Here is a 12,854-nt window from a genome sequence, read left to right on the forward strand (position 1 = left end):
TCACTTTCCTACTTGGAAACTTCCCTTTTCCACACCTTCTGTAAGAAAAACCCTATAGTAGTTCCAAGAGTTAGAACTTAACGAATTAACCGAGGGTACACAACATGACAACGAATACAAAAACTGCACTGATTATCGACAGTTTCCCAATGGTACAACAAGCAATGCAACAGATGCTTCTTACAAACAATGGCTTCGATAAAGTACTGTTAGCCAGCGATGCTTTTACTGCAGCGTCAGCATTAAGACAACATGATATTAGCTTAATTATTCTGGATATTCAGTTGGTGGGGTTTGATGGACTAGATTTCCTACGCCGCATGAGAGCAAAACAATTTGCAGGTAAAATATTGTTTGTCTCAAGCAATGAACACAGCATGTATTCCAATGCGGCTAAAAAAATGGGTGCTAACGGCTACGTTCTAAAAACGGAAAGTACAGAGATCATCCAAGATGCTATTTCTAGTGTTCTACGTGGCTACAACGTCTTCAAACACAACAGTGACAACGAGTTTTCTGCGTTATCAAAGCGTGAAACGATTGTATATAACTACCTTGTAAAAGGTTTCACCAACAAACGTATTTCTGAATTGCTATCAATCAGTACAAAGACGGTAAGTACCTACAAAAGCCGCATTTTGAACAAATGTAATGTCGATTCAATCATAGAGCTCGTACAGTTGAAAGAATCTGCTTAAGGGACAGAAAATTGTTCAATTTTCTTTTTAACAATATCTGAAAGCAACATGTGCAAGGGATTGCTTCTGTTACTCGCCTTCATCACAGCTACCAGCGAATAATTATCTATCTTTTGGTATACCTCCGGAAGAACACGGAAACAGAATCTATCATCCGTTACATCAAACAACTGACTCATCGAAAAACCACCCACTTCATCAATTGCGTCCAGCATACAAATGAAGTTATCGACATAGGCATACACGTTAAGGTCATGCCCGGCCAATGCTGTAATCTCTTGCAGAAGAATTTTGATGTCATGTCGACCACGCGCCGCCATTCCAACAAAAGGTAAGTCTAATACTTCTTCATCACTCAAATCAGCCATTCGAGAAGGCAGAATAACACCATGTCTTAACGTTTTTATGCGTCCCTGATACATCGATTTGTTTAATGTAGGGTTAAAGTAATTAACACCCAAATCAACATTGCCATTGGCTATGTCTTGAGTGGTATGGTTGTCATAAGTCAGTAAGGATATGGATGCTAAAGGGAATGTTGCTTTCAACTCCATCAGCAACTGTGCGCCAAACTGGATGTGCATGACAGGAATGATAGCAATAGTAATTTCACCGTCATAATTGGCACAATCTATGGTGTTTTTTGCAAGTGCCGACTGAATGGTGTTAATTCCGTCGATGATACTTGGAACCACTTCTTCGGTAAAAGCAGTAGGTTCAAGACCTTGACTGTCTCGAACAAAGAGAGGATCGTCGAGCTGCTCACGCAGTTTGGACAAATGCTTACTCACCGCACTTTCCGTTACCCCAAGAGAGCGGCCAACCAACTTTAAGTTTCTGTGTTTGTACAATAAAACAAATGTTTGCAGTAAGTTGTAATCTAAATTATTTGGCATAACGAATCCGATTCTCTACCACATATTTGCAAAACAGCGACTAAATGCTTGTTTTGCTAATTCAATTTTCTTTTAGCCACCAATCTATCACTGTTAAAGAGGATTAGCGAATCCAACAAAGAACAGGATTACGCTTGTTTATCTTTATACAAATTTTCGTCAGCACGACGAATAGCAGACTCTACAGGTTCATTCTCCATCATTTCAACAACGCCTACGGAGACACCAACGCTTAGTGCATAAGGAGAGAAGGTCGTTTCGCCTACACACTCTTTTAGACGCTCTGCCAGTCTTGTTGCATTGTCTTGTTTACAACCGGGGAGTACTGCAAGAAACTCATCGCCACCAGAACGAATTAAGTAGTCCGTATCGCGGAATACTTCTTTCATCGCATTAGCAATTTGCTTGATCGCTTCATCGCCAACATGGTGTCCGTAGGTATCATTAATAGCTTTGAGCTTATTACCATCAATAGCAAGAATGCTGGCACTCTTTTCCTTGATGGCGTTTTTGAAGTCTTCGTTTTCAAGAACATTTCGGTTCAGGAGACCCGTCATCTGATCTTGCACAATATTACTCTGCGCCTCACTAAGTTCAATTTTGTTTAGATGCAGTTCTTTAAAACGGAATAAAATAAACCCACTGACTAACCAAATAATGAAGAAAAAGACAAAGGTACTATAGACAATGGATAACACTGGAACCTTGTATACATATACTGTTGAGTTGTCGGCTACAAAATCGATGGTGTAGGCAAATTTTCCATCTGTCGCATCGTTTCCATAAATAAATTCATAGAAAGTTACACCGTTGATGACTTTCTTATCTACATGGACATCCGAAGCACCGTCAAAACGCGACATGTATATATCAATATTCACATCACCAATGATGCCTTCTTTAAAATAAATAGGGCTAGATACGGTGATAAACACTTTCCCCTCTTCATTGCGATAAGGGTCTGATATTAGTATCCGGTCTAACAATCGTCTATCCGATGCTTCCAACGCGCAATTACGTTGAGCTAAGCATTGTTCAATTTCAATGTCTGCATCCTTCTTATCAACTGACGTTAGAGAGCTGATGTAAGAACGGTAATACATCACATCCTCTTCAGGTAGGATAGTCGGCATTTCATCAACCAACTGATGAAACTCACTTTCAATCACAATATCAATGTTCGATAGTTCATCTTTGTCATTTAAGTGCTGAAGACGGCTATCTTGATTATCTAGTAACGTTTGATTTTCCTTTTCAATGGCGTCGTACTTACTCACTTCACTTTCAAGAATTTTGCTGGTGAAAAAGAGTACTTGGTTGTACTGCGCCATTGTTTTGGAAAATTTTTCAAATTCCAATTCACGTTCATTAATATGCGAATCCACATAAAAAACCATAGAGATCACGTAAAGGATCAAACTGAGCATAAAACTGGTCAGCACAATTTCTTTGATGTTTTTGTTTGTTTTCATCGCCATATTCTGTGAGGTGAATTTAGATAATGTTTTTGTTAATGCTCATTAACTCAACAATCGATTTAACGTTGTACTTCTCCAGTATACGAGATTTATACGTACTGATTGTTTTAGGACTAAGAGAAAGAATGCTCGCTATCTCTTTGTTACATTTGCCATCTACAAGATAAGTAAATACCACAAGTTCTTGTTTAGACAACTGTACGTCATTCGAACCACTATCTTTCATCAGTTTGTAAAAACTATAGCCGTTTAGAATACATTCCACAGCATCGTTAAGAATATTTAAATCTTCGGATTTACATACATAACCATCTGCCCCCAGCTTGTACGCTGTTTCTGAATAGAGTCGGCTATCGTTTGCTGATATAAACAAAGATTTCCCTGTAAAACCATGAGATTTGATACGGCGAAGCAACTCAAAACCGTCCGACTTCACTAAGTTGACGTCTAAGATAAGAAAGTCAATATGCTCTTTTTGAATCAGTTTTTGTGCCTTAATTGGATCTTGTTCAACGATGATAGTTTCGAATCGTCCACCTTTATCCAAAAGTTGTTTAATTGCAGCACATACTAGTGGGTGATCGTCGACAACAAGACAAGTTAAAGAAGTATTTGTTTGAATCATTACAGTTAGCCTCGTTAAGCCATTAATTTATATTCAATTGGTTGGGGTCTGCCAGTGAAGTAACCTTGACAAAGATCTATCCCCATACTCTGTAAATGCGCCCAAGTTTCATTGTCTTCGACTCCCTCAGCGACAAGACGCATATCTAGCTGCTTCGCCATTGAAACAACCAGAGAAAGAATCGCGTTTTTCCTTTTATCGCGATGGCAGGACGTAATAAGCGCCCTGTCGATTTTCATTTCGGTGAAAGGCAAATCCGCTAGTTTTATTAGCGAAGAGTATCCCGCGCCGAAATCGTCAATAGCCAGCTCAACATCGTTAAGACGTAAGCGAGCAAAGTTTTCAAACATGGTTGGATTGTGTTTGTACACTTCCATTTCCGTCATTTCGATAATCAGGTTTTGAGGAGAAAAGTCATAACGTTCACAGCACTCCAATACCTGAAAAGCAAAGTTTGAGTCCCCGAAATTGGCCAAGGCCGCATTCACTGAAATAGATCCTGACAGCTTTCCACTGCGGTGGTCTTCCAACGCTTGTTCCAATACGTAGAAAAACAAACGTACATGCCATTGCTCTTTATCGATGATCGGCAAAAAAGCCATTGGACTGATATAACCATACTGAGGATGGTCCCAACGAATCAGAACTTCATTTCCGCTTTGAGTGTCATTAGCAAAACGACACTGTGGTTGATAAAAATTAACCAGTCTATGTGAGTCAAAAGCTGAATCCAGATCTGAACGTAAGAACTCAATGACTTTGTCACTCACCTTAGGGCTTGGCACCGCTTCAATGGCTGAATGAAGTACGGAGGCTAAATCTGTGTTCGATATTGGTTTCATCTGTGATGAAACCATGCCAAACCCAAGTTGGCGACACATCATTTCAGCCAATGCGATGATGCTTTTGTCATGGCCGCTCAGTAAACATAATTTACCTTGGAAGTTTTGCTTTTTAAGCGCATTTAAAAACGTTAAACCATCTTCTCCGGGCATAGACAAATCACAGAACACAAGGTCAATTTCTTGTTGTTCACAGATAGCTAAACCCTGCTTACTACTTTGCGCGACACGTACATTGTCAATGCCAAATGTCTGCAACTGAATTTTCAACGTAATACACTGAATAGGGTCATCGTCAACGATGAGAACACGCTGAATGTTATACGACATGATTGTTTATCCACGCTTTCGTTTGTTCAATACTGGTAGTGATATCCGCTACCAAATACTCAAATAATGGGTCAATGTTACCTTCAGAGTTCTGCATCCCATTTTCCAAATCCATTGCACGTTGCTGAACTGCGGTTTCACCGACTGTTCCAGAGCCCCCCTTAATACGGTGAGCAATTTCCTTGATCAACTTGCGGTCACCTTTGCTTTCAATCAGCAAAGCCAAGTCTTTCTCCATTGTCTCTACATACACTTGTGACAAAATTTGAGCATCTTCAGCATCGTATTTCGCCAACCAAATCTCAGCGACTGGTTCATCAGAAGAAAGATATTGTGCAAGCAATTTATAAAGTCGACTAATGCCATAAGGCTTGTACAACATAGTATCGAAGCCCGAGTTCAGAGCTTTCTCATTCGCGACTCGAGAATCTTCAGCGGTACAGCCAATCAAAGTGATATGACTAAGTTCTGGTTGCATGCGTACACGATTTACTAACTCATATCCGTCCATCACTGGCATATGACAATCTGTGATCAGGAGGTCATACTCCATCGGCTTAGCTTGTAACAGCTCCAGTGCAATCAAACCGTTGTCGACAATATCCACATCGACACCAAGCTCAGTTAACTGCTGCTTGAATACCAATTGGTTGATTGGATTATCTTCTGCAACCAGAACTTTGCCTTTCAATGGTGAACGCATATTTTCTTCATCAGAAGCAGTCATTTTTTCATTCCCTACAACGGCATCAAACAATAGGTCTGGGAAGAAAGGCGTAGAGTTCAAGTACACACAACGCCCATTTCGACTACGAAAAACATCTAGGTCTTTCTTAATCACGATATTGTGTTGATGTTCGCAACAGCTATCATCGAAATTTTCTTCGTCATAAATGTCGATATTTTTTAATGAACACGAACTGTTCTTGTTGCTCGTCCATATGTCTATCCAGCTCGAAATCAAAGGATCAGTACCGTGATAAGTAGCACAAACAACTTTTTGAGATTTTTCATACGTACGAACCAACTCGTGAGGAATAGTAAACGATACGGTTGTTCCCATATTGGGTTCACTATCAATGTTGATTTTTCCGCCCATCACTGTGACCAAATTATGGACAATCGCCATACCTAAGCCTGTACCACCAAATCGACGAGCAATTGTTGAATCCGCCTGATAGAACGGATTGAATACGCCTTTGATGACATCTTTACTCATGCCAACGCCAGTATCGGTTACTGAAAGAGACACACATTTCTCATCCAGTGTGATATCAACGGTGATTCTGCCCGAGTCAGTGAACTTTATTGCATTCGACAATAAGTTGTTGATAATTTGGCTAAAACGCAAAGCATCCATCTGAACTACTTTGACTGTTGTCGGCGCCCAGTTCACTTCAAACTGCAGCCCTTTCTTTTGAGCAGAGGCACAGTGGACACGCAGCAATTCGCCCGTTTCTCTCAGCAAATGGCATTCACCTAAATCAAGCTCAAGCTGTTGTGCTTCAAGCTTTGAGAAGTCCAAAATGTCATTCACCAATAAATGCAGATGGCGAGTTGAAGTAATGATGTTATTAATCATCATCAGTGTATCTTCGTCATCAGTGCGAATTTTCAGCATTTCTAACAAACCAGCCATACCCGCAATTGGCGTGCGAAGTTCATGGCTCATACTCGCCAAGAAACGTTCTCGTGCTTGTACGGCCTGCTGAGCAGTTTCATTCGCGGCACGTAACGCTCGCTCTTGCTCTTTCTGAGCCGAGACATCATGTACAACGGTTAATACAAACTCTTCAGCATCGGCAGGCCCGTTGATGCGAGTTCTGAAATAATCAATTGTCTGTAAACCCGCATTGCAAGTTTGAACATCAACGTCACGTTGAATGGTTTCACCCACTTTTAACACGCGTGACAGTTCTTCATTGTTTTCAATCACCTTGTGCTCTGGGCGATCTTTCTGAGCAAGGCTGCAACTTTTACATTTACCGCTTTCTACGCCACTACAATTACTTAGCAGCAACTTATGGTTAGAATCGTGAATAAAAACCTGGTTAGGTAAACTGTTAATAATGTTCTGTAGGAAACGTAAGCTATTTTGCGTTCTTTGCGCTTCTTTTTCATTCAGCGAGACTTTTAACTGAAAGTTTTTCTTCCACAGATAGAAGATAAAGACCAGCAATAGAATAATGCCGGCAAGAATCGACAGGCCAACGATGACGAAATTTTTGTCATAGCCATACACAATATTGAACTGGGTATACCCATTCTGCAGACGATGCAATTCTTTAGGGTTGATAGTCGAAGCTACCCCATCAATTAGGTCACTGATCTGACGGTCGTCTCCCCTTACAGTGATTGCTACATCAATCTCTTTGTAAGAGTGACGTTTAATAACCAACTTATCGTCATCATCATTTGCAACTAGGTAATCGAGTATATCCTCACGTACATAGGCTTGGCGCAACTTGCCATTTTTCAGGTCTTCAATAAGCTGCTTAATACCAATGTAAGTTATGGTATTTTCGCCAAATATTCGATTCTTAATGCTTTGGTAAGCTGGCGTATCTGCAAACAAAACACCTTCTTTCGCATTGTCCTTATATGTCAGTCCTTTATAGCTCACTGCATAGTATTTAATGGATGCTAGGGGGTTAGATACCGCTGTCCAGTCAAGGGCATGTGAATCCATCAATACTGCCGGAACAAAATCTATCTCTTTTTGTTCCAGCAACCCTAATGGCGTTTCACCATCATGCAGAGGCACATACTGGAATCGCATTGATGTACGGATTTCAATTAACTTGAGCAGATCTGGAAGAAACCCAGCGATCTCGCCACTGGTGTCCCGATAAAATAGAGGATAGGAGTCGTCCCAAACTGTATATCGAATCGTTGGATTGCCTTTATTCGATACTGCATTACGAGCAACATCTATTTGATGGTAGATATTGTCCGAATGGATACCCGAAAATTTTGCTTCTTGGTTCAACACTAAGTTGATATTTTGCAACAACAACTGGCTGCTCTTATGCGCCGCAATACGGATATTCTCAGTATCAAACCAATCCGGTATTTCTATACGACCAATGGTTTGGGTAGACGAATTCACACAAGCTAACAGCGACACATAGCTATCAAGTACCGCATCCGCCTGACCAGAATTAACCAGATTGATGGCATCAGCAAAACTCTCAGCTTCATAAATATTTGGTAGACCGCGTAAATCAAGCTTTTTGCAATAAATAGAACCTTTAACACATACCCATTTCATTGAACTAGGAGAAACATGCATTAGGCTTTTATTTCGGTACCAAATAGCAATCGAACTCTGATATAAAGTTTGACTATAGATATAATTGGAATCACTCGTATCAGAAAGTCCTACCGCTAAGTCTGCTTCTTTTTTATCAATAGCTTGATGCAATGAAGAAACTGTTGGATAGACAATATATTCGATATCGAGATTAAGACTTTTAGCCAAGCTATCAACAAAATCTGTCTCAATATCATAAGTAGGGTCATGATATGCAAGATTATCAAGCGTACGTGAAAGAAATGCCACTTTAATTTTATTTGGCATTGGATTCGATTTGTCACTTGTCGCTGACAAAGTGTAGGTACTAAAAACCACACACATAGCAGAAATAAATAATAGAAATAAACGGTTCACAATTTACTCATGCACATCAAAAATAGGATGTAAGAATAAGAAAAATGGGATGAAAGTCAAATAGCAAACAAATTCAGTTATATCATAACTTTATGTTTAATAAGAATATTTTGGTTTTTTGTAAGCACTATCCGACAATATTATCAGATGTAATCTAACAGATTGGGATGTGATTTATAGGTAGGGAGTATGAATATTCTTATGAATAATTACAGTAAGGTCGAAAGAGAGCGTTATCTAGGACTTAGCCTCCCTTTCATTATTCCGAACACATATTACTCAGTTTCATTCGGTTAAAAGAAAATAATTAGGAGGCTAATATTAATTACTTATGAAACTTATTGAAAAGCTGGACGTTGAGATAATTCATTAAACCAACGAGCAATATTTGGATACTGATTTAAAACGTCAATTTGTAGGGCTTTTTCCGCAAATCCTACAAATATATAACCGGTAATATCTGCAATAGTGAGTGCTTCAGTAACAATAAATGGCTTATCTGTTAGCTGTTGTTCCAATTGAGGAAGGAAGCTTTCAACACGACGTTTACTTTCAATGCCCCACTCTTCCACACACGTTTCGCGATCTTTATAAATACCTGAGATATTTCGGAATGCTTGGAAACCAGCATATAGACCTTGAAACTCCACCACACGGTTCCACATTTCAACTTGAGCGGTTTCTAAGTGTGTTTCACCAAAAAGGTTTTTCTTATTGGGAGTCGCTTCATGGAAGTAGCGGCAAATGGCAACACTCTCACAAATAGTGACACCGCAATCTAGCTCCAGCATTGGAACTTTACCGTTTATGCTTTTTTGCTTGAAATCATCCGCTAGGTTCTCACCTTCACGTACATTGACTTGAACTCGTTCAACATCAACACCTAGCTCTTTGAGGAAAATGGAAACTCGGCGACAACTTGGAGTTGGGGAAAATTCGTATAGTTTCATTGTTGTTCCTTGTATTTTGGCTTTAACTAACCGATCGTTTAGGTTAGACTTTATTCGTTTTCTAAACGATCAGTCAAGAATTAATTATTGCAGATGAGGCCAGCGATATGGCGAGAAAAAGTAACTTTGATAGAGACGAAAAGCTTGTTCAAGCGATGGAGCTATTCTGGCAGAAAGGCTATGCCAATACTGCGATCTCTGACCTGATTGATTCATTACAAATCAACCGTTTTAGCCTTTATAACTCTTTCGGTGATAAGCAAAATTTGTATTACGAAGCATTGGAGAAATACCTATCAAGCGTTTCTATTCCTACGCTGTCGTCATTGGAAAACCAGGACGCTTCACTCGAAGAACTGGAACAATTTCTTAAACAATTTGCTGAAATACAAAGGCTGAACAACCGTGGCTGTTTTATGCAAAACGCCCTTGTGGAACATGCAGGAACCGATGACACCGTATTACAGAAAGGCCATTTTCTGTTTGACCACTTGATAGAGATAATTTCGAGAGCGATTAGCAACGCTCAACGCCAGAGTAAGCTGCGCGCATCTCATGATCCAAGAGCTTTGGCTCAGCTTGTCTTAACACAGATGCAAGGCATGCGAGTGCTCGGAAAAGCCAAGCGCAATGAAGATTTAGAAATGGCTTTGACCACTTTACTTATGTTGATCAAAGCCTGACGAAGAATCAAAACGTAGACAGGTTGACCAGCTCTTGAGTATAGGGATGCGAAGGTTTGTTAAACAAAGCTTGTGTTTCCCCTTGCTCCACAATTTTTCCTTGCTTCATCACAATGGTGTAATGACACAGAGACTTCACTACGTTGAGGTCGTGACTGATAAACAAATAAGTTAAGCCATACTTCTCTTGCAGAGATTTGAGCAAATCCAACACCTGCGCCTGAACCGTACGGTCAAGCGAAGAAGTCGGCTCATCAAGCAATATAAACTCAGGCTTTAACACTAGTGCCCTCGCAATAGCAATGCGCTGCCTCTGCCCACCGGAAAACTCGTTTGGATAACGATGACGAGTCTCTGGGTCGAGATCGACCTCTTTCATTACTTCACAAATAAGCTGATCGATAGTTTGCTCATCATGTTCAAAATGCACACGCAAGCCTTCTCCAATAACCTGAGCGACAGACATCCGAGGGTTTAACGCCGAAAAGGGATCTTGGAAAACCACTTGCATTCGACTGCGGTAAGGCAACATTCTTTTTCTGTCTAGCCCTTGCAGCTCGTTTCCTTGGTAGCGAATAGAACCTTCGGATTCCACCAGTTTTAATATCGCCATCCCTGTGGTTGATTTCCCCGACCCGCTTTCGCCCACTAAACCAATCGAATGTCCCTTTTTCAGGTCAAACTGCATATCAGTGACCGCTTTGATATGCGCAATGGTTTTTCTTAGTAGCCCGCCTCTAATCGGGAACCACACTTTCAACTGCTCTGTGGTCAGCAAACTTGGACTATTTATATCGACGTTAACAGGTACACCGCGCGGATCGGATTCGATTAGCAACTTGGTATATGGATGTTTTGGTGCGGAGAAAAGCGTTTTACACGCTTCTATTTCCACCAGCTTGCCGTGCTGCATAACCGCAACACGATCAGCAATCCGTCTGACAATACTTAAGTCATGAGTAATAAACAGCATTGCCATTCCCAGCTCTTGTTGTAACGCTTTCAGCAAGTCGAGAATCTGCGCCTGTACAGAGACATCAAGTGCAGTGGTTGGCTCATCAGCAATTAATAACTCGGGCTCGTTAATCAGCGCCATCGCTATCATTACTCTTTGCCGCTCTCCGCCAGAAAGTTCGTGAGGATAAGCATTTATCTTCTGTTCGGGATGACGAATACCGACTTTCGCTAACCAGCCAATTGCCTGCTCTTCGGCTTTTTTCTGCCTGACGCCACGATGAATGGCCAGTGTTTCCACTAGCTGCTTGCCAATCTTATGCAGAGGATTCAACGAGACCATAGGCTCTTGGAATATCATACCAATGCGCCCACCACGGATGCCTCTCAGTTGTCGTTCAGAACAGCTAAGCGTATCTAAGCCCGAAAACTGGATATTACCCTCAAGATAGTGAGCAGAACCCTTCGGTAACAACTTTAATATTGCATTGGCAGTGACCGATTTCCCAGAGCCACTCTCTCCCACCAGCGCCAGTGTTTCGCCTTTGTTGATGGTGAAAGAAACTTGTTCTGTGACTTTCTCAATAGCGTCACCTCGACCAAAACCCACAGAGAGGTTTTCGATTTTAAGCAGGCTTTCGATTTTTAACGAATGTTCGCTCATCTATCCTCTCCTTTGCATATTTGGATCAAAGGCGTCACGCACAGCTTCGCCAATAAAGACAAGTAGAGTAAGCATCATCGAAAGCACGACAAACGCAGAAATACCGAGCCAAGGAGCTTGTAAGTTTGCTTTGCCCTGCGCAAGCAATTCACCCAATGACGGCGAACCTGCGGGAAGACCAAAACCTAAGAAATCTAAAGAAGTTAATGTCGTTACTGAGCCAGAAAGAATAAACGGCATCATAGTCAGTGAAGCCACCATAGCGTTTGGCAACATATGTCGTAGCATAATGCACGAGTCACTCACTCCCATGGCTTGCGCCGCGCGAACATAATCGAAATTTCTGCAACGCAAAAACTCCGCACGAACAACACCAACCAAACTCATCCAGCTAAACAGCACCATGATCCCCAGTAACCACCAAAAATTAGGTTCCACAAAGCTGGATAAAATGATGAGTAAAAACAACGTTGGCAAACCAGACCACACTTCAATAAAGCGCTGCCCTAGCAAATCTAGCCAGCCGCCGTAATATCCTTGAGTCGCACCAACAATCACCCCAACAAACGAGGACACGACCGTTAATACAAATCCAAACAAAACGGAAATGCGAAAGCCATAAATGATCCGAGCAAGTACGTCTCGTCCTTTGTCATCCGTGCCTAACCAGTTCACAGCATCAGGAGCAGATGGCACCGAACCTTGAATATTGAAGTTAATCGTGTCGTAACTAAAGCGGATAACAGGCCAAATGATATAACCTTTCTCTTCAATCAATTCGATAACATAAGGGTCGGTATAGTCTGCTTCAGTTTCAAACTCGCCGCCGAAACGTGTCTCAGCATAAGCATTAGATACAGGGAAGAACCACTGATTATCGTAAGAAATAAACAGCGGCTTGTCGTTTGCAATCACTTCCGCAAATAGGCTGACAATAAACAAAAGTGAAAATAGCCACAGTGACCAGAAGCCACGGCGATTGGCTTTAAATCTCTGCCAACGCGCTATGGTTAGCGGATTTGCAGTTGCGTTTTTTCGTAGCGCCCTATTTTTGACTAACACAA

Annotated in this window: 10 protein-coding genes; 2 read left to right on the forward strand and 8 right to left on the reverse strand. The window is 41.1% G+C overall.

Going from position 1 to position 12,854, the window contains the following annotated elements:
• Positions 1-104 precede the first annotated feature (104 nt).
• Positions 105-698, forward strand: coding sequence for a response regulator transcription factor (locus L3V23_RS16580; protein WP_102955471.1), 594 nt, complete (start codon positions 105-107; stop codon positions 696-698).
• Here the strand turns inward: L3V23_RS16580 and L3V23_RS16585 are convergent.
• From L3V23_RS16585 to L3V23_RS16610, 6 genes are all read right to left on the reverse strand, one after another.
• Positions 695-1,594: a LysR family transcriptional regulator gene (locus tag L3V23_RS16585; RefSeq protein WP_102963684.1), complete on the reverse strand. Its 900-nt coding sequence runs from the start codon at positions 1,592-1,594 to the stop codon at positions 695-697. The two genes, L3V23_RS16580 and L3V23_RS16585, sit on opposite strands and share 4 nt — an antisense overlap.
• 128 nt (positions 1,595-1,722) lie before the next feature.
• Positions 1,723-3,066 (reverse strand): diguanylate cyclase, encoded by a 1,344-nt coding sequence (locus L3V23_RS16590; RefSeq protein ID WP_237292554.1) that lies wholly within the window; start codon positions 3,064-3,066, stop codon positions 1,723-1,725.
• A gap of 22 nt (positions 3,067-3,088) precedes the next feature.
• Positions 3,089-3,697 carry a response regulator transcription factor gene (locus tag L3V23_RS16595; protein WP_042483226.1) on the reverse strand — a complete coding sequence of 203 codons (609 nt, stop codon included), beginning with the start codon at positions 3,695-3,697 and terminating at the stop codon, positions 3,089-3,091.
• 14 nt (positions 3,698-3,711) lie between these two features.
• Positions 3,712-4,869 (reverse strand): EAL domain-containing response regulator, encoded by a 1,158-nt coding sequence (locus L3V23_RS16600; RefSeq protein WP_237292556.1) that lies wholly within the window; start codon positions 4,867-4,869, stop codon positions 3,712-3,714.
• Positions 4,859-8,539 carry an ATP-binding protein gene (locus L3V23_RS16605; protein WP_237292560.1) on the reverse strand — a complete coding sequence of 1,227 codons (3,681 nt, stop codon included), beginning with the start codon at positions 8,537-8,539 and terminating at the stop codon, positions 4,859-4,861. The genes L3V23_RS16600 and L3V23_RS16605 overlap by 11 nt, the downstream gene beginning before the upstream one ends.
• A gap of 338 nt (positions 8,540-8,877) precedes the next feature.
• A complete protein-coding gene (locus L3V23_RS16610; protein ID WP_237292561.1) occupies positions 8,878-9,489 on the reverse strand; it encodes a glutathione S-transferase in 612 nt (203 codons plus the stop codon).
• A gap of 107 nt (positions 9,490-9,596) precedes the next feature.
• Between L3V23_RS16610 and L3V23_RS16615 the strand changes: the two genes are divergently transcribed.
• Positions 9,597-10,172: a TetR/AcrR family transcriptional regulator gene (locus L3V23_RS16615; RefSeq protein WP_102963690.1), complete on the forward strand. Its 576-nt coding sequence runs from the start codon at positions 9,597-9,599 to the stop codon at positions 10,170-10,172.
• 7 nt (positions 10,173-10,179) lie between these two features.
• Here L3V23_RS16615 and L3V23_RS16620 read toward each other — a convergent pair whose 3' ends face one another.
• A complete protein-coding gene (locus L3V23_RS16620; protein ID WP_237292563.1) occupies positions 10,180-11,790 on the reverse strand; it encodes an ABC transporter ATP-binding protein in 1,611 nt (536 codons plus the stop codon).
• Positions 11,791-12,852: an ABC transporter permease gene (locus tag L3V23_RS16625; RefSeq protein WP_237292564.1), complete on the reverse strand. Its 1,062-nt coding sequence runs from the start codon at positions 12,850-12,852 to the stop codon at positions 11,791-11,793.
• Positions 12,853-12,854 lie beyond the last annotated feature (2 nt).

The organism is Vibrio sp. A1-b2 (assembly GCF_021726015.1).
Taxonomy (GTDB): Bacteria; Pseudomonadota; Gammaproteobacteria; order Enterobacterales; family Vibrionaceae; genus Vibrio; species Vibrio diazotrophicus.

What these genes read in the sequence shown, in the direction of transcription:
- L3V23_RS16610 (WP_237292561.1), bottom strand. Translation starts at nt 9,489, where the DNA reads ATGAAACTATACGAATTTTCCCCAACTCCAAGTTGTCGCCGAGTTTCC.
- L3V23_RS16615 (WP_102963690.1), top strand. Translation starts at nt 9,597, where the DNA reads ATGGCGAGAAAAAGTAACTTTGATAGAGACGAAAAGCTTGTTCAAGCG.
- L3V23_RS16585 (WP_102963684.1), bottom strand. Translation starts at nt 1,594, where the DNA reads ATGCCAAATAATTTAGATTACAACTTACTGCAAACATTTGTTTTATTG.
- L3V23_RS16595 (WP_042483226.1), bottom strand. Translation starts at nt 3,697, where the DNA reads ATGATTCAAACAAATACTTCTTTAACTTGTCTTGTTGTCGACGATCAC.
- L3V23_RS16620 (WP_237292563.1), bottom strand. Translation starts at nt 11,790, where the DNA reads ATGAGCGAACATTCGTTAAAAATCGAAAGCCTGCTTAAAATCGAAAAC.
- L3V23_RS16590 (WP_237292554.1), bottom strand. Translation starts at nt 3,066, where the DNA reads ATGAAAACAAACAAAAACATCAAAGAAATTGTGCTGACCAGTTTTATG.
- L3V23_RS16580 (WP_102955471.1), top strand. Translation starts at nt 105, where the DNA reads ATGACAACGAATACAAAAACTGCACTGATTATCGACAGTTTCCCAATG.
- L3V23_RS16600 (WP_237292556.1), bottom strand. Translation starts at nt 4,869, where the DNA reads ATGTCGTATAACATTCAGCGTGTTCTCATCGTTGACGATGACCCTATT.